This is a genomic window from Alkalinema sp. FACHB-956, from assembly GCF_014697025.1.
Taxonomy (GTDB): Bacteria; Cyanobacteriota; Cyanobacteriia; order Leptolyngbyales; family Leptolyngbyaceae; genus Alkalinema.
Genome location: NZ_JACJRC010000014.1, coordinates 116,741 through 134,236 on the forward strand (window position 1 = coordinate 116,741; position 17,496 = coordinate 134,236).

The 17,496-nt window shown below is 51.0% G+C and carries 16 protein-coding genes; 6 read left to right on the forward strand and 10 right to left on the reverse strand.

Annotated features, from left to right (window positions below; translation table 11 throughout):
• The first annotated feature begins 669 nt into the window (after nucleotides 1–669).
• Complete coding sequence (locus tag H6G21_RS15675) at nucleotides 670–1,752, forward strand: ATP-binding protein (RefSeq protein WP_190574362.1); 1,083 nt, start codon at nucleotides 670–672, stop codon at nucleotides 1,750–1,752.
• 10 nt (nucleotides 1,753–1,762) lie between these two features.
• Here the strand turns inward: H6G21_RS15675 and H6G21_RS15680 are convergent, their stop codons facing one another.
• The 3 genes from H6G21_RS15680 to psaM all read right to left on the reverse strand — a co-directional run bounded on the left by H6G21_RS15680 (nucleotide 1,763) and on the right by psaM (nucleotide 3,902).
• Nucleotides 1,763–2,530 carry a hypothetical protein gene (locus H6G21_RS15680; protein ID WP_190574363.1) on the reverse strand — a complete coding sequence of 256 codons (768 nt, stop codon included), beginning with the start codon at nucleotides 2,528–2,530 and terminating at the stop codon, nucleotides 1,763–1,765.
• Between the two features lie 467 nt (nucleotides 2,531–2,997).
• Nucleotides 2,998–3,420, reverse strand: coding sequence for a hypothetical protein (locus H6G21_RS15685; protein WP_190574364.1), 423 nt, complete (start codon nucleotides 3,418–3,420; stop codon nucleotides 2,998–3,000).
• A gap of 383 nt (nucleotides 3,421–3,803) precedes the next feature.
• Nucleotides 3,804–3,902, reverse strand: coding sequence for a photosystem I reaction center subunit XII (gene psaM, locus H6G21_RS15690; protein WP_190574401.1), 99 nt, complete (start codon nucleotides 3,900–3,902; stop codon nucleotides 3,804–3,806).
• Between the two features lie 578 nt (nucleotides 3,903–4,480).
• Between psaM and H6G21_RS15695 the strand changes: the two genes are divergently transcribed.
• Entirely contained in the window at nucleotides 4,481–5,341 is an 861-nt protein-coding gene (locus tag H6G21_RS15695) for a DUF475 domain-containing protein (protein ID WP_190574365.1), read from the forward strand.
• A 213-nt stretch (nucleotides 5,342–5,554) separates the two neighbouring features.
• Here the strand turns inward: H6G21_RS15695 and ndk are convergent, their stop codons facing one another.
• Complete coding sequence (ndk, locus tag H6G21_RS15700; protein ID WP_190574366.1) at nucleotides 5,555–6,004, reverse strand: nucleoside-diphosphate kinase; 450 nt, start codon at nucleotides 6,002–6,004, stop codon at nucleotides 5,555–5,557.
• Nucleotides 6,005–6,192: 188 nt separating this feature from the next.
• Here ndk and speA point away from each other — a divergent pair, with 188 nt between their 5' ends.
• Nucleotides 6,193–8,310 (forward strand): biosynthetic arginine decarboxylase, encoded by a 2,118-nt coding sequence (speA, locus tag H6G21_RS15705; protein WP_242041857.1) that lies wholly within the window; start codon nucleotides 6,193–6,195, stop codon nucleotides 8,308–8,310.
• 298 nt (nucleotides 8,311–8,608) lie between these two features.
• Here speA and coaBC read toward each other — a convergent pair whose 3' ends face one another.
• The 4 genes from coaBC to H6G21_RS15725 all read right to left on the reverse strand — a co-directional run bounded on the left by coaBC (nucleotide 8,609) and on the right by H6G21_RS15725 (nucleotide 11,925).
• Complete coding sequence (coaBC, locus tag H6G21_RS15710; RefSeq protein ID WP_190574367.1) at nucleotides 8,609–9,823, reverse strand: bifunctional phosphopantothenoylcysteine decarboxylase/phosphopantothenate--cysteine ligase CoaBC; 1,215 nt, start codon at nucleotides 9,821–9,823, stop codon at nucleotides 8,609–8,611.
• A gap of 266 nt (nucleotides 9,824–10,089) precedes the next feature.
• Nucleotides 10,090–10,302, reverse strand: a complete 213-nt coding sequence (locus H6G21_RS15715) for a DUF2555 domain-containing protein (protein ID WP_190574403.1) — start codon at nucleotides 10,300–10,302, stop codon at nucleotides 10,090–10,092.
• Nucleotides 10,303–10,475: 173 nt separating this feature from the next.
• Nucleotides 10,476–11,114, reverse strand: coding sequence for an alpha/beta hydrolase (locus H6G21_RS15720; RefSeq protein WP_190574368.1), 639 nt, complete (start codon nucleotides 11,112–11,114; stop codon nucleotides 10,476–10,478).
• A 100-nt stretch (nucleotides 11,115–11,214) separates the two neighbouring features.
• On the reverse strand, nucleotides 11,215–11,925 hold the full coding sequence (locus tag H6G21_RS15725) for a glutamine amidotransferase (protein ID WP_190574369.1): 711 nt from the start codon (nucleotides 11,923–11,925) through the stop codon (nucleotides 11,215–11,217).
• Between the two features lie 265 nt (nucleotides 11,926–12,190).
• On the opposite strand from H6G21_RS15725, the gene H6G21_RS15730 reads away from it, so the two are divergent.
• Complete coding sequence (locus H6G21_RS15730) at nucleotides 12,191–12,442, forward strand: hypothetical protein (protein ID WP_190574370.1); 252 nt, start codon at nucleotides 12,191–12,193, stop codon at nucleotides 12,440–12,442.
• Between the two features lie 98 nt (nucleotides 12,443–12,540).
• A complete protein-coding gene (gene purH, locus H6G21_RS15735) occupies nucleotides 12,541–14,094 on the forward strand; it encodes a bifunctional phosphoribosylaminoimidazolecarboxamide formyltransferase/IMP cyclohydrolase (protein WP_190574371.1) in 1,554 nt (517 codons plus the stop codon).
• A 193-nt stretch (nucleotides 14,095–14,287) separates the two neighbouring features.
• Here purH and hpnH read toward each other — a convergent pair whose 3' ends face one another.
• The gene (gene hpnH / locus H6G21_RS15740) at nucleotides 14,288–15,307 is read right to left on the reverse strand and encodes an adenosyl-hopene transferase HpnH (RefSeq protein WP_190574372.1); all 1,020 of its coding nucleotides are present in this window, start codon (nucleotides 15,305–15,307) and stop codon (nucleotides 14,288–14,290) included.
• Between the two features lie 456 nt (nucleotides 15,308–15,763).
• Here hpnH and dcm point away from each other — a divergent pair, with 456 nt between their 5' ends.
• Nucleotides 15,764–16,984 (forward strand): DNA (cytosine-5-)-methyltransferase, encoded by a 1,221-nt coding sequence (gene dcm / locus H6G21_RS15745; protein WP_190574373.1) that lies wholly within the window; start codon nucleotides 15,764–15,766, stop codon nucleotides 16,982–16,984.
• Here dcm and H6G21_RS15750 read toward each other — a convergent pair.
• On the reverse strand, nucleotides 16,908–17,471 hold the full coding sequence (locus H6G21_RS15750; protein ID WP_190574374.1) for a hypothetical protein: 564 nt from the start codon (nucleotides 17,469–17,471) through the stop codon (nucleotides 16,908–16,910). The genes dcm and H6G21_RS15750 overlap by 77 nt on opposite strands.
• Between the last annotated feature and the right edge of the window lie 25 nt (nucleotides 17,472–17,496).

Genomic DNA, 17,496 nt, shown 5'->3' on the forward strand with positions numbered 1-17,496 from the left:
TGCTTCTCATAACCTATCGAACATCATTATGGGCTGGATTGGCACGGAAGTAACGGATAACCTAATCGATCCGGACGAATAGGCGTGGCGATGATCGCTGTCAACCGTGCATTTAAGGAACTGACAAAGATTCAAACGCGCGATCGTTCAATGCCGTGGGGGTGGGTGAAAGGCACAAAATTTTCTGAAGGAAGTCCCCTGATTAAAAGTGATCTACGTCACAACAGGCTTTCGCTGAGATCACATTAGTAGAACCGATTAGATCACGTCCGCATAATGGCTTGAGTCACTTCAGCAAGATAACGGGATTCCCTATTAATCAGGTTCCTTCGTGGTTTTAACGGATTACGTCTGTTATCAAGGCGGATAAGCTAGTGCACAAGTGGTTAAGTCACACCACCAAGTGATCTAGATCACACAAACGCAAAAATAATGCAATTGGGGGTTGGGAGCCTGGTGCCAGTCTGTGTTCCTCCCTGAAGTTCTTGATATTGACCCACTCCCATTGTGTTTTTTGTGTTGTTTATTGTTTCGTTTGTTGATGTCCTTGTGGGTTAGCTATCTACGTTGGGTTAGCTAGCCGCACTGTGGCCAGTTCCTGTTCCCTACTGTTTGTGTCTTGTCATCTGTTTGTGTCTGTGTTCCCTCAATCCACCAGAGGTGTCAATCATGACTGAATCTGGGAAGCACCCTTTTTTTCAACTCACATCCATGCCTATCCGAGATCACAGAGGGTATCCTCCTGCCCTTGTCATCCGAGAAACAGCCACCGATCGCAACAGCTCTCCCCTGTGCGGTTTGGAGGCCACTCCCCCTGAGGCTCCCTCACCGAATTCTGGATCCTTGCCTGATACTTGCTCTAGAAGTGCAGGCTGTTGCAGTGCATCTGCTGACCTGATCCATCAAGAAAAAATGTCCAGCACCAGTCAGGTGGTTGCGGGGATCTCCCATGAAATTAACAATCCAGTGAATTTCATTGCCGGTAATTTAAAGTATGCCGAGGATTATGTCAGTCAATTGATTGACTTGATTGAATGCTATCGCCATCACTATCCTGAGCCTGTACCTGAAATCCAAGCGCGCTTGGACGATCTAGATCTCGACTTCGTTGTTGCTGATATCCAGAAGTTACAAACTTCTATGCGGGTTGGAGCCGATCGCATGAGCCAAGTGGTACAGTCGCTCCGTACCTTTTCCCGCCAAGACGAAACTGAATGGAAGGCAACGGATCTCCATGCGGGCCTAGATAGTACGATCATGCTGCTCCAACATCGGCTGGCGGCCCAGTATGAACGTCCAGCGATTCGGCTGGTCAAAGCCTACGGCGAAATTCCTGCGGTGCCATGCTGTGCCAGTGAACTCAATCAAGCTTTTATGCACCTGCTGTGTAACGCGATCGAGGCGATCGAACAGGTGTTGAATACCGCAGAATCCGCTCCAATGGCAGATTACGACCCAGAAATTCGCATTCGAACCCATCTGGACAGTAATGGCGCTGTGTCTATCTGCATTACCGACAATGGTTGTGGGATTCCCGCCGAGGCTCAGACCCAGATTTTTAATCCCTTTTGGACAACCAAGCCTGCGGGGAAAGGCAGTGGGATGGGACTTGCTATTAGCCAACAAATTGTCACCGAACGACATCGGGGGACTTTAAAGTACCAATTTAGGCCCAACCAAGGTACCCAGTTCATCATCACACTCCCGATCGCTCAGCTATCAGCGCAGAGCGACTCAGAACCCGCTCATTAGAACCCGCTCACTAGAACAAACTAAATTGCTGTAACTGAGCCTCGATCGCCTTGGGTAGGAATTTACGCAACTGCGCTTTGTCTTTAAACATCAAGCGGTTGTTCAAAGAGATATCGAAGGGGAACTGGCCTGGCATATCAGGTCGTTCCATCTGAGTCAGTAAAATTTGCTCCGATCGCTTACTTTGAAGGGCATAACCCACTTCCACACAAACCTTAGGACTGGGAATCAACAGGGGTGGTGTGGCCGTATCAATCTGCGAGATCGAAGTTCCATCCGCAATGAACAGCAAGCTTTGGCGAATCGATCGCATCAGTGAACTGTTAAGGCGCACTGGGCCATCGCTCAGCCGATGGGATTCCTTGAGCGTCAGGGTAATGCGGGATTTGCGATTAATGGTTTCTAGAAGGGCGTTGAGTTCATCCCGCAGAAGCTGGCTGGATTCTGGAAATTCCTGCTGATAGCAAAGAAAAATCGTAGGTTCCAGTCCTGCCATCACTTCTCGCTTTGTGAAGTAAATTTCATGGCTACTCAGGTCAATGTTGGCGATCGCGTAGCCTCCACTGCCTTCGATGTAAAACTCAACCGCTTCTCCTTCCAAATAGCGCTGAAACCAAACTGCGTTTTTCACCTCCGCTGCATCATCCAAGAAATCGGCCCGCAGTCCTGACTTCAGCAAACTATTTTTACTAAGGCGCAAATCATGGGGCCGCTTTTCTAGCTGCTTAATGGGTTCGTATTCCTGGAGATACCAAGCTTTGAGGGCAATAATCGCCATTGATTTATGTCTCTTAGAAGTAAAGTGGCGGGTGCAAAGAGGGGATCGGACAGGACTGCTACGGCAGGAATCGTTGGATCACAGGTTAGATCACAGGTCGCATCACAGGTGGTATCACAGGTGAGTTAGGTGATTCTGTTTGGTCATTGTATATAGGCTTGCTCAAATCGCACAGATATATTATAAGTACAAATATATTATAGGTGCAGGCGTATTATTCAGCCGTTGCAACTCGGGATGACTCTCAAAAAAAAACTCCCCATCTCTCCATCAAGTTCATTGGGAGAATGGGGAACCTAACTTCTATTTACTGATGAAGATTCACTAATGCAAAACGGAGCCACTGATAAAGCTGGATCAACCTTTGTAAGTGTCACTAGTGTAAGTGTCACTGGCAGCACTTGTTTAGATTGAGCCACCCAATGCTTGCTCTTGGACAGACCCTTGTGGCAGACAATGAGGACGCCCTACTCAGGGTTGCTGGCTGTCTTCTGCGGTTCTAAATCAGCCCGATCGTCAAAGACAACCACCTTTTCAGTGGGATCCACTAAGTGAGTTTGTTCCTGAAGAATTGCTTTGGTCTCGTTGGGATCAAAGGTTCGGCTGAATTGGGCTTGTAGTTGGGCGACTCGCGTTTCCGTGGATTTCAATTCCGCCTGAACTTCCTGGAGCTTGGCTTGCTGGACGCTGCGATAGGGAAGTAACTGAAATAAGGATGTAATCGCAACTGCCGAGATCCCAACATTCACTGATAGCTTAATCAGCGTCTCTGCTGCCATCAAGCGGTACATCCGCTGTTGCTGCCGTTGTCGAGCTTGAGGGTTAGGACGACGGGCGCGATCGGGCGATCGCCGAGGAGAGGGTTGAGATAATTGGTGCAGTGCGCTCATAAACCAAACAAATTCCTTTCAGGTAAGCAGACGACTTTCAGGCTGGATGCACTTTTATGGAGAACCTGAACCCCTCAGGATCCCTGCAATCGCCCCAGCTGATCATCCGAGTAGATGCATAGATGTCTGACTAGAAAATCAAATTCTTTCGGTCAAATCATCCGTATATCCACTCAACTTGCTGGTCGTTACAAGCAAGGGAACAAAAAACCTGTCTCGATAGTTTAGCCTAGTTCTTCCAAAATGATCGCCCAAGTTTGAGGGTGAAATTTTGCGAAAATCGACGACTAAATTACCGAGACAGGAGAAAAAGTATCAATCAACCTAGAACGCTGAAAAAATCAGTGATTACACCAATTTTTGCTGTCCTGTGGTGAATGATTTTAGTTTTTATAGAGTTCAGTAGAGAGGCGGAATGCCAAGATACCGGGGATCAAGGCAATGAACAGTGCCATCAATACTTGAGATTCAGACATTGCTATAACTCCTTATCAGGATTGGGATAATTCCTCACAGTTGATTAAACCCTAAGGGTTAGGGTCAGGGGAAAGTGTTTGTAACAAAAGGCAAAACTTAGGGGAAGCCAACCCAATATATTCCGGTGAGAGGGGCCAGTTTGACCGAGTCCCTTCGAGCCTAAGAAGAAGGGCATTTTGAAGAATTCACTCTATCTCCGAGACTGGCCTAGGATCGTCCGCGTCATGGTCGAGCCTGGGAGAATGTTAAGCTGTAGGGACAATACTAAGCTGTAGGGACAATAATCCGTTGATCCCTACTACGTTGATCCCTGTTGATCCCGCAACATTATGATCCCGCAATCGTTGGAAGTATGAGTGGGAAGTATGGCTAAGAAGTATGACTAAAAAGTTGCTGCTAGGTACTTTGACTAGATAAGTTTTACTAGGCAAGACAAGTTTTACTAGGCAAGACAGGTGTTCTAGGCAAGGAAGGTGGCAAGATGAAGAGGCAAAGCCTCCCCTTGGGCGGGATCAACTCCCTGTCACTGGCACTTGGCTAATCCTATCTAAAACGTATAATCCTGTAGGTCAAAGAGCGGGCAATGTTGGATTTTTTAGACTTTCCGTCGCATTTTAGTTTGCAAACACTAGCTTTACTACCCGTGTTGGTGGTGTTGGAAGCGGTTCTGTCTGCTGATAATGCGATCGCGCTTGCGGCTCTGACCCAAGGATTGCAGGATCCAAAGTTGGAACGTCGTGCCCTGAACATTGGTCTAATTTTGGCCTATGTGTTGCGGATGAGTTTGATTTTGGTGGCATCCCAGGTGGTGAACCAGTGGCAATTTGAACTGGCAGGGGCGCTGTATCTGTTGTGGTTGGTCTACCAATTTTTCACGTCCCCAGAGGATGAAGAGGGTGAGCACCATGGGCCACGCTTCCAAAATCTTTGGCAAGCGATCCCCGTGATTGCTTTTACGGATTTAGCCTTTTCCCTGGATAGCGTGACTACCGCGATCGCCGTTGCGCAAGATACTTGGGTGATTCTGCTGGGAGGTACGATCGGGATCATTGCCCTGCGCTTCATGGCGGGATTATTTATCAAGTGGCTGGAAGAATATACCCATCTGGAAAATGCAGGTTACATCACCGTAGCCTTTGTGGGGATTCGCCTATTGCTGCGGGTGGTGAATGACAGTTTAGTTCCCCCGGAATGGATTATGGTTGCCGCGATCGCAGTGCTATTCGCCTGGGGATTTTCGGAGAAAAAGCATCCAGCCCATGGAGATTTGCAGCCGTCAGTCACAGAGGCTGGATCTACAGGGGGATCTACGGGAAATGTATCTACGGAGAGTTTGCCTGGGGAAGGTCTTGCTAAGGATCTGGCTCAAGGGCTGCCCAATCCTGAAATTGAAAAGGTTGCGATCCCCGGTGGAACGGAGAAGGAACCTTCGGAAACTTCTTAGGGGGCAAGCGATCGCTTTCAGTTCGATCAGATTGTCTGCTTTAGCAAAAAAGCGATCGCGAAAACCGCGATCGCTTTTTGTTTGTAGGCCAATAGCGGTTGTATGCTAACAGCCCAGACTGTTAGTCAAAGACCACTAGTCAAAGACCACTAGTCAAAGACCACTAGTCAAAGACCACTAGTCAAAGACCACTAGTCAAAGGCCGTCATTCATCTATTCATACAACCAAGGCGAAATGGTAGGTGTCCAGGAAACCAGTTCTTCTTCCTTAAACCACAGGGCGATTTCCCGCTGAGCGGTTTCGATCGCGTCGGAACCGTGGATGATGTTACGGCCAATGTTGACCCCAAAGTCCCCACGAAGGGTACCCGGTTCAGCCGTCAAGGGGTTGGTGGCACCAATGATCTTCCGAGCCGCTGCAACAACGCCATCCCCTTCCAACACGATCGCTACGATCGGGCCAGAGGTGATGAATTCGACTAAGCCTGCAAAGAAGGGGCGCTCTCTGTGCACATCATAGTGACTTTCTGCCAGTTCCTTGCTGACGCTCATCAGCTTGAGCCCAACGAGCTTAAATCCTTTTTTTTCAAAGCGACCGATAATTTCCGACACGAGGCCGCGTTGTACGCCATCGGGTTTAACCGCGACAAATGTTCTTTCCATCTGCGTCTCCCAAGCAATTGAAGGAATCAATTATTTCCTAAAACAGATTAGCAGCTTGAGTGGGAAGGGATCAGGATTAACCCAGATTTTCCGTGGTCTTAAATCAACTTAGTTGGATACAGTGACGCCCAAGTCAAATGCGATAGACTGATTGGTTCAACGGGTCGTTTAGGGCAGAAGGAATAACCATGACAGGATTTGCGGCATCCTCCACTGAACCACAGGAACTGACAGAACAGGCGACTCAGCCACTGTCTCAATCGACCGTGTCTCAATCGACCGTGTCTCAACCGACCGTGTCTCAACCGAGTGCTCAAACTAGTTCCCCGTCCATGGCTCAACCTGTGGCTCTCTCCACTTCGCTAAAGTCCCACCCATCTGTGCCAGAACCGCAACTCCCAACAAATGCAGAGGCTTGGACGATCGAAGACAGTGAGGAACTCTATCGAATCCAGGGCTGGGGAGAGCCGTATTTTTCGATTAATGCCGCTGGCCATGTGGTGGTGTCGCCCAAGGGAATGCGGGGGGGATCGCTGGACTTATTTGACTTGGTTAATTCCTTACAGCAGCGGAATTTGGAATTGCCTTTACTCATTCGCTTTTCTGACATTTTGGAAGATCGAATTGAGCGACTCAACGGCTGCTTTGCTAAGGCGATCGCCCGGTATAGCTATCCCGGTGTGTACAAAGGTGTGTTTCCGGTGAAGTGCAACCAACAGCGCCACCTAGTGGAAACGTTGGTGAAGTATGGCAAGCCCTATCAATTTGGCCTGGAAGCGGGATCCAAGCCGGAACTCTTAATTGCCTTGGCTTCCTTGAATACGCCGGGAGCTTTGGTGATCTGTAACGGTTATAAGGATCGGGAATATATCGAAACCGCTATCTTGGCGCAAAAGCTGGGTAAAACGGCCATTATCGTGCTGGAACAGTTGGAAGAAGTGGCCTGCGTAATTGAAGCTAGCCACAGGCTGGGGATCAAGCCGATCGTCGGCGTGCGGGCCAAACTGAGTGCGAAGGGGATTGGGCGTTGGGGCACCTCGGCGGGCGATCGGGCCAAATTTGGCTTAACGATCCCGGAAGTGTTAACCGCCGTGGAACAGTTGCGGGAAGCGGGGTTACTGGAATCGTTGCAACTGCTGCATTTCCACATTGGCTCCCAGATTTCAGCGATTAGTGTCCTGAAGGAAGCCTTTCGGGAAGCGGGGCAGATCTATGTGGAACTGGCGCGTTTGGGGGCACCAATGCGTTACATCGATGTGGGCGGTGGCCTCGGGGTGGATTACGACGGCTCCAAGACGAACTTCCACGCCTCCAAAAACTACAACATGCAGAACTATGCCAATGACGTAGTGGCGGCCATGAAGGATGCCTGCACCCAAGCGAATATTCCAGTTCCAACGATCGTCAGTGAAAGTGGCCGTGCGATCGCCTCCCATCAATCGGTACTGGTGTTTGATGTGCTGGGATCCAGTGATGCTCCGGGCATGGACGTTGTCGATCCGGTGCAAGAAAGTGAACATTTAATCGTTCGCAACTTGTTTGAAACCTACGAATCCATTTCCCTAGACAACTTGCAAGAAGCCTACAACGACGCCACCCAGTTCAAAGAAGAGGCGGTGAGTCTGTTTGGCTTTGGCTACCTCAGTTTGCCGGAACGGGCGCGGGCGGAACGGCTGTATTGGTCCTGCTGTCATAAGATTCAAACTCTGATGCACCAGTTGGAGTTTGTGCCGGAGGAGTTGGAAGACCTGGAAAAAATTATGGCTTCCATCTACTACATCAATCTGTCTGTGTTCCAATCGGCCCCGGATAGTTGGGCGATCGATCAACTGTTTCCCATCATGCCGATCCACCGCTTGACGGAGGAACCGACTAAACGGGCAACGTTGGCGGATTTGACCTGTGATAGCGATGGCAAGATTGACCAATTTATTGATCTGCGGGATGTGAAGTCGGTGTTGGAACTTCACCAGTTGCAACCGGAGCAGCCCTATTACCTAGGCATGTTCCTGAACGGAGCCTACCAGGAAATCATGGGTAACCTGCACAACCTGTTTGGGGATACGAACGCGGTGCATATCCAACTCACCCCTAAGGGGTTCACGATCGAGCATGTGGTGAAGGGTGACACGATGAAGGAGGTGTTGGGCTATGTGCAGTACGACAGTGAGGATCTGATTGAAAGTATCCGCCAGCAAACGGAGGTGGCGATGGAAGATGGCAAGATTTCCCTTCAGGAATCGCAAATGCTGTTGCAGCATTATGAGCGGTGTTTGAGTGGGTATACCTATTTGTCTTCGTTGTAGTTGGGTTTTCCTGCACGGAGAGGGTGGTGTACCAATTGGGGTTCGGGGTGTGGCGCGATCGTCGGGGCTGCTTCGCAGCATGGATTTGTGATGTGGCGCGATCGTCGGGGCTGCTTCGCAGCGAAGATCGGGGAACTTCTCCCCTCAAGGCAGTTTGCTCTGGCAGAGCGTCAGAGAAACTACCTTGCCCCCTGACATGTCAGGGGACTCTACTCCCCCGACACCCCCCGAAAGTGAATTCTCCATTTTACGGACAGGGGATCTGTGAGTGACAGGTTTGTTGATTGCACTCCCATCATCAGACTTTGCCTGCTTGCAGGAAATCGAAAACTTTGTGGGCCATTTCTAATTTGCTGCACGGTTCGATCGCGACTTGGTGGCCCGATCGATCGCAGATGACGGCTTGATTTTGGTCTGTGCCAAAGCCGCTATTGGGTTGATCGATCGGGTTGGCGACGATCGCGTCGAGTCCTTTGCGGTGCAATTTTTCCAAGGCGGGGGTGACGTAATCTCCCGTCTGAGCCGCAAAGCCGATCAGGCGTTGCTGGGGTTGTTTCCGTTGGGCTAACCCGGCGGCAATGTCCGGTACTGCGATCGTGGGAATGGCCTTGGGTAACTCGGCCTTGGGGAGTTTGTAATCTCGGTACTCCGCAGGTTTCATATCAGCAACCGCTGCACAAAGAATAATCCAATCGGCCTGGGGCAGTTCCTGCTGCATGACGGCTTCCATTTCTGCTGCGGAGGGCGTCACTAACACCTTGGCCGATTTCAGCAACACCAGATTGACCGTGCCGGAACCGTAGACAAAGGTGACCTGGGCACCGCGATGGAGGGCGGCCAAGGCTAAGGCGGCTCCCATTTTTCCCGTGGAAGGATTTCCCAAGAACCTGACGGGATCGAGGAATTCCCGCGTCCCCCCTGCACTGATTAAAATTCGCTTACCCGATAAATCGCACCGACCTCGGGTATACAGCAAGGATTGGATCTGGGGTAACAGTTCCTCCGGTTCCGCCATGCGCCCCATGCCCACCCGATCGCAGGCCAGCAGTCCCGCCCCCGGATTGGCGGCATGGTAGCGGGGATCTTGGAAGAGTTGCTGCCAGTTGCGTTGGACTGCCCGTTGTTCCCACATATCCGTATTCATCGCCGGAGCCAGCAGCACAGGACAGGTCGAGGCCAAAACGGTATTGGTCAGTAAGTTATCCGCCAGTCCGTAGGTGAGCTTGCCCAAGGTATTGGCCGTCAGCGGCATCAGGACAAACAGATCGGCCCACTCGCCCAATTCGATATGTAAGGGGCGGCCCTGGTTGGGTTGCCAGAAGTCGCGATCGGTATAGGCGGGATGGCGGCTCAGGGTGGCAAAAGTGAGGGGCGTGACAAACTGCTGGGCTGCTTCGGTGAGGATGACGCGCACCTCTGCCCCAGCTTGGGCTAAATGAGAAACAACTTGGCAAGCTTTGTAGGCAGCAATCCCGCCACCAATACCAATGAGAATATGCTTTCCAGCCAGCATGAGGTTTTCTCCCAAAACAAAAGGGTGTTACGCACACCCTTTCTGTAAACCTTTTAATCTTGATGGGTTATACCAAATTGATCGATCAATGCTATAGATTCGATCCCCCTAGCCCCCCTTATTAAGGGGGGAATTCAGCCAGTTTTTTTCAAAGTCCCCCTTAATTTTTCAAAGTCCCCCTTATTAAGGGGGATTTAGGGGGATCGTTCTGGCTTGCAATTACGAATTAATTGAATATTGGAAACCGATCGAACACCAGTCAATGACTAGGACTCATCAAAGGCTTCCAGATCCAGCAAATACATATAGGGTTCCACTAGCTCCGGTTTTTGGAAGGCGATCGCGCGCATGAGATGCCAATCATTCAGGCAATCAAACACACTTTCGTAATCATCCTGTTCCAGTCGCACTGCCAGTTCTGCTACATCTTCTTCTGTCAACTGGGTGACATCCATTGTTTCGAAATTGACCGTCGCCATTGCCGTCACCTCCCTCGCAACCGATGCCTCTACGTTAACCAACCCAAGGGTTATCGGCATTACCCCTCTGAGTAAATTTTATGCGATGTTTTTGTATCCTGGTGAACTTTAACGGAAGGTTGATAAATGGTTACTCAACGATCGTGTGGGAATTGGGAGATCGCTCCCCAGCCCTAACCCAGAATTTGCTGAATAAAGGTTTGCATCCGATCGAGGACTGGATTGGACACTTCGTGCCCCATCGTGGCAAATTCTTCGTACTGTAACTTGACCCCTGCTTCCAGTAGGCGATCGCGGGTTTCCTGGGCAGCGGCAAGGGGGACGACGTTGTCCATCTGACCGTGCACCATCAAGGTTTTAGGCGGATGGGTTAGCGTAGGAATGGGGCCGTGGCGATAGCCGCTGAGAACCATACACCCTGCGAGCGGCAACTCCAAACCAACTTCGATCGTCATGGCTCCCCCCTGGGAAAAGCCACCCAAAATCGTGCGTTCTAGGGGGACCCCGGTGGTGGTGGGTAAGGTTTGCAGCCAGTTCAATAGGCGCGATCGGCTGTTTTGCAGGTCGGCTAAATGCGCCCATTCTCCGGTGAAATTAAAGGTTTCAGGAAAGCCGTACCACATCTTGCCAACGGGATTGAAGGGATGGGGAAAGGGCGCATCGGGCAGCAGCAGTTGATAGTTGGGAATGTCCAGCAGGCTGGTAAAGTAGGCGGCATCTTCGGCGTTGGCTCCCCAACCGTGCAGCACCACGATCGTGCCTGTAGGGGATTGTCCCGACTTGGGTGGAATTGTAATGACTTTTAGGGTCATAACCGGAGTCAAATAATTAAGTCAAATAGGAATGGCGAGTCTGGCGGCAGGTGTTCTTGCAGAGAATGACCGGCCCCATTCATTCAATCACACTTTCGAATTATCGAACGATCGCGGCAAACCGCTGCATGATCTCTAGGCCGATCGGCGTTTCCTGGATGCTGTGGTAAATCTCATCGGCGTTAAATCCTTCTGCTTGGAGTCCTTCTCGGGCGTATTCTGTGTAGGCTTGGGTAATGTGACGATCGAATTCCGGATGAAATTGGGTGCCCCATACCACTTCCCCGTAGCGGAAGGCTTGATTCTCTGCCATGGCGCTGGAAGCTAACCATTCCACCTGCTCCGGCAGTTCCAAAACCGCTTGACGGTGACTCAGTTGTACCGCGATCGTGTCCGGTAAACCCCGGAATAAGGGATCAGTCTGCGCGGCGGGTTGTAAGGTCACCGCGATCGTGCCCACTTCCCGACCCTTCGGATTAAAATCAACTTTCCCGCCCAGGGCATAGGCAAGCAATTGATGGCCGTAGCAAATCCCGATCGTGGGAATTTGCTTTTCGGCTACGATTTGTAGCCATTCTGCGGTGTATTCGCTCCAGTCGCGATGTTCTGTGACCATTGCATGGGATCCAGTAATCGCAACGCCATTAATCTGATGGTATTCAGGCAATTCCTCCCCCTGACTCACATCGACGACGATGACTTCGTGGTTAGCCATTCCCATGGCATCAATAATCCATTGTTCAAAGTCTCCCCGCTGCTCCCGCAGATCGGCCATTGTGGTTCCTGTCTTAATCACCAACAGTTTGGACATTGCTCTTATCCGAATTGACTTCACATGCTATGGACTTCATACTCCATTAACTGCACACCCTCAGGCTGATCCATCAGGTTGCAAGGAATGGGCTGAGTCGGTTGGATCGCCTGTTCGACCCTGTCCCCTCTGTCCAGTCAAGGCTGAAAAGCTGATAGGCCACTAGAGTAACGTATTTCTACGATCGGGTTTGGTAGGATGAAATGCAGATTGACCAGAATCCCTATTTCCTCCTGTCTTAAAAAAATCCTGGGCGAAAAGTTTTATGCTGAAATCCGTTTTTCTGTTGGCTTCCATGGCCTCTTGGCTCATTGTGGGGGCAGCCTTGATTTACCTCTCTCCCGTGATCGCCCACAACCTTACCCAGTCGGAACTGACAGCCACTTGGATGGGGACGCTGCAACGGGGGGGGTACTATCCCAACCTGGCGATCGGGGTCGGTGGACTGATGGCGGTTATTGGCACGGTGCTGTCGATCGTGGGGAATTTCAACCTCAAGCAAGAGCCGCAGGACTAGAAGCCACTGATGAACGAATCAACCCATCAACCCTTCCCCCCGTTCCCCAAACCCTGTACCCTAGTTCCTTGTTGAACCTGCAATGAAAGGAACCCATCATGGCACGTCTGGCCCTCTTGAGTGTCTCGGATAAAACCGGGCTGGTTGAGTTTGCGACCCAATTGGTGAACGAATTTGGTTTCGATATCATCAGTAGTGGTGGCACTGCGAAAACCTTGAAGGAGGCTGGACTGCCGGTTACGAAAGTGTCTGATTACACAGGGTCGCCGGAAATTTTGGGGGGGCGGGTGAAAACTCTCCATCCTAAAATTCACGGCGGCATCCTGGCTCGACGGGATTTGTCCGATCATGTTGCGGATTTGGAGGCTAATGGCATTCGCCCGATCGACCTTGTGGTGGTTAACCTCTATCCCTTTGAACAAACGATCGCGAAACCCGGCGTCACGCTGGAAGATGCGATCGAACAGATTGACATCGGTGGCCCTGCAATGGTGCGGGCATCGGCGAAAAACCACGCCCACCTGACGATTTTGACCAATCCGGCCCAGTACGCTACCTATTTAGAAGAATTCCGCAGCAGCCAGGGCAACGTCTCCCTGCAATTCCGCCAAAAATCAGCCCTCGCAGCCTTCCAACACACCGCTGCCTACGATCGCGCCATTTCCACCTACCTAGAGCAGCAAATTACCGAAGCGAGCGAATCGCCGTTGCCACAAACCTTCGCGATCGCAGGGCAGCAACTCCAAGCCCTCCGCTACGGCGAAAATCCCCACCAACCCGCCGCCTGGTATCAAACCGGAGCAACCGCAACGGGCTGGGCAGCGGCTACTAAGTTACAAGGGAAGGAACTGAGTTACAACAATTTAGTTGATCTAGAAGCGGCTCGTCGGATCATTACTGAATTCGTGGATGCCGATCCTGCGGCAACGATTATTAAACACACGAACCCCTGTGGTTCAGCCATGGGCTCTACGATTCTCGAAGCCTACACCAAAGCCTTTAATGCGGATTCCACCTCTGCTTTTGGTGGTATTGTTGCGCTGAATCGTTCGATCGATGCTGCTACGGCTAACGAATTGACGAAAACCTTTCTCGAATGCGTTGTTGCTCCGGGTTGTGATGCCGATGCCCAGGAGATTCTAGCGAAAAAGGGAAATGTGCGCGTTCTTGTCCTACCCGATCTGCGGGGTGGTTCGGACTATCTGGTGAAAGATATTGCGGGTGGTTTCCTAGTCCAAGCGGCTGACACGATCGTGGCCAATCCCGCTGACTGGAAAATCGTGACGGACAAACAACCCACGGAAGCGGAACTGCAAGAGTTGCTCTTTGCCTGGAAGATTTGTAAGCATGTTAAGTCCAATGCGATCGTCGTTGCCAAGGATCGCACCACGATCGGAGTGGGCGCGGGGCAAATGAATCGCGTCGGCTCCGCAAAAATTGCCCTAGAACAGGCGGCTAATAAAGTCCAGGGTGCTGTGTTGGCGAGTGATGGATTCTTCCCCTTTGATGATTCCGTGCGCACGGCGGCAGCGGCAGGCATTACGGCGATCGTGCAGCCGGGGGGCAGTATGCGCGATCAGGATTCGATCAATGCTGCTAATGAGTTAGGGATTGTTATGGTGCTCACGGGAATTCGCCACTTCATGCACTAGTCTTGATGCACTCATGCACTACTCTTGATGCACTGGAGGTTACTACGCTATTGCTTAGCACATCGCTAAAAGCATCAATCTCCTAGTCCTGTAGGCAATCCAATCAACAACTCCATCAGCAATTGAGCCACTCCGCAGATTTTGTCAGCAGAGTGGCTCAATTTTTTATCTAATTTTTGCGAACTGCCAATATCTATGCACCAAAAAGTGCCCCGATCGATTTGCCCATATTAGAGGGCTGCATCGCATCCAAAGCGGCAGTCGGTTCAAAACCGCAATGTACCATGCAATCTTGGCATTTGGGATTGTTGCTCTTGTTCCCGTACTGATCCCAGTCCGTTGTCTCGATCAATTCCTTAAAGGTTTTGACATGACCTTCATTCAGCAGATAACAGGGTTTCTGCCAGCCCAAAACGCTGTAGCTCGGGCTACCCCAAGGCGTACAAGCGTAGTCCTTTTCCCCAGTTAGGAAATCCAAAAAGAGCGGACTCAGATTGAAGCTCCACTTCGGCTTTTTGCCCGTTTTGTACGGCGCAAGGATTTCCCGGAAAAGCGCCTTGGTTTGTTCCCGTTTGAGGAAGTGTTCCTGATCCGGTGCCCACTCGTAGCTATAGCCCGGTGAAATCATCATGCCATCGATGTTCAGGTCGCTCAGGAAGTCAAAAAAGGCGTGCATTTCCGGGGGATTAGTCCCTTCAAACACCGTGGTGTTCGTGGTGACGCGGAAGCCTTTGCGCTTGGCCGCTTTGATGGCAGCAACGGCAGTGTCAAAGACGCCCTTGCGATCGACGCATTTATCGTGGAGATCCCGCAGGCCATCCAGGTGCACGCTGAAGGTCAGATAGGGAGACGGGGTAAATTTATCCAGGCTTTTTTCCAACAAAATGCCGTTGGTGCAGAGATAGACAAACTTCTTGCGGGCCACCAGACCCCGGACAATTTCATCGATTTGGGGATGGAGCAACGGTTCACCACCGGGAATGGAAACCACCGGGGCACCACATTCGTCAACTGCGGCAAAACATTCCTCTGGAGAAAGATTTTGCTTCAAAATATGAGCAGGATGTTGGATTTTCCCGCATCCAGAGCAGGCAAGATTGCACCGAAAAAGCGGCTCCAGCATCAGCACGAGTGGAAACCGCTTCCGTCCTGAGAGTCGTTGTTTTACGAGATACGACCCGACCGCGATCGCTTGTTGCAGTTGAATAGCCATAGGGATTTTGTCTGGTTCTCCTCACGGGTTGACCTCTAGTACCTAGCGCGTCGATTTCCCTAGTCATGCAACGCCAAAACGCTGCAATCCTTTAAGAGGAACTCATACAACGAAGGGCGGAGATCATTTCGATAAGATCCAGTCTACGCGATTTCCTCAGGGATCCAGGCAGGGATTTTGGATTCTTGAAAAATTGGCTGAATGTTTGGGTTCGTGCATCAGAATTCCTTTATTTTCGCCATAGATGCCTACAAATTATCGAAAATCGTTGATCAGGCCGATTCAAGCGGTTGGATCGCCGTTAAAAATTACTGCAAAATCTACTGCAAATGTGAGACAATCTTTAGCGGCAGAAGGGGAGGATCAGCTTCTACTCCATGAAACATGGGATGGAAGACAGGGTTCGATCGGCCATTGGGAAAAGGAGCAGCCGTTAAACCGCATGGTGTGAGCAGTATGAATTTTCCAGTCACACAATGGACAACGCGAACCTTCGGAAAGGATGCTGCTGTCAGTCCTCTAACCCATCCTCTAACCAACCCTCTAACCTGTGCAGAGTATTTTGCAGGAATTGGCTTGGTGCGATTGGGTCTGGAGCGGGCGGGCTGGAAGGTGGTATTTGCCAACGATTGCGCCCCGGATAAGTTTGAGATGTATTCGGCGTTTTTTGGAGAAGCCAGTCACCATTACCGGGTACAAGACATTTTTTCCGTGTGCCATTCTGAGATTCCCAGTACGGTGCTCGCAACGGCATCCTTTCCCTGTAGTGACTTGTCGATCGCAGGAAAACTGAAGGGTATTCGCGGCCCCTACTCCAGTGCATTTTGGGGGTTTACGCGGATTCTCCGACAGCAAGTCCAGCGGCCCCGCTTAGTGCTGTTGGAAAATGTCATGGGTTGGTTGATTGCCAACGGAGGCAAGGACTTTCGGGCGACGATTCAGGAGTTGAATCAGTTGGGCTATGCCTGTGATGTGTATGCGATCGATGCGGCCCATTTTTTACCCCAGAGTCGGCCCCGTGTTTTTGTGGTTGGGATGTATGTGGGGGAGCGGGGGGCTGGCAATGCTAACCTGGGGACGTTTATCCGACGATCGCCTTCGTTGCGCACCCTGGCCCTCGATCGGGCGATCGTGGCCAACCGAGATCTACAGTGGCATTTTCTGGAGGTGCCTGCCCTGCCCGAACGGGTGATGACGGGGTTAAGTTCTGTCGTGGAACTGTTATCCGAGGCGGACGATCGTTGGTGGAACCCGACGGAAGTGCAACGGCATTTAAAAATGATGTCACCGCTGAATTTAGACTATCTACGGCACTTACAGAATGGGCCGGATTATTCCTACTGCGCGATGTATCGGCGGGTGCGCAAGGGCCATCAGCGGGCGGAACTGCGTAAAGACGGGCTGGCAGGCTGTCTGCGCACGATTCGCGGCGGTAGCAGTCGGCAAATGCTGGTACGGGCAGGGCAGGGAAATATTAAAATGCGAGTGATGACCGTGCGGGAATATGCCCGGTTGCAGGGGGTTCCCGACAGCTATCCCTTACCACGACAAAGTAATCGGGCCTTGACGGGCTTTGGGGATGCGGTCTGTGTGCCAGTGATTACGTGGATTGCTGCAAATATTCTGAATCCGCTAGTTCGATCGATGTCGGTGCATACGCCAGTTTACCTGCCATGATGGTGAGCAGGAGAGTCCCCTGGGTTTTGACAAAGCTATAGGTAACGGAACGGCGAAAGCGTTGCCGACCTGCCGTTTGATAGTTTTGTTGTAGTTCCGGTAACCAGCGATCGAAGGTAGCTTGCAGCTTGCCCTGGGAGACCAGCCACACTTCGACCTGCGTATAGGCTTCATTTCTCGTCACAAACACATGATCCACTGCTTGATCATTCGCCAGTTTATTTAAACCCTGGTGGCGATGGTATTGGTATTCAAAATTGCCCCCAATGACCGCAGACTTGACTTCGTAATGCATCAAATCCGCGCCGCCGGTTCCGTTGGCCCGATCGTTCAGGAGAATGGCTGCAAACACTTCCCAATCCTTGGAACTCACGCTCCCTTGCATCGTAAATCCATAGGTTTTGTAAACCTTAGCCTTTTTCTGACTGGATTGAAGAATGAAGGTGCGATAGAACTGGTAGGCGTTTTGGGGATGCAAACTTAGCACAACAGAACAATGAAAGAAAATTCAA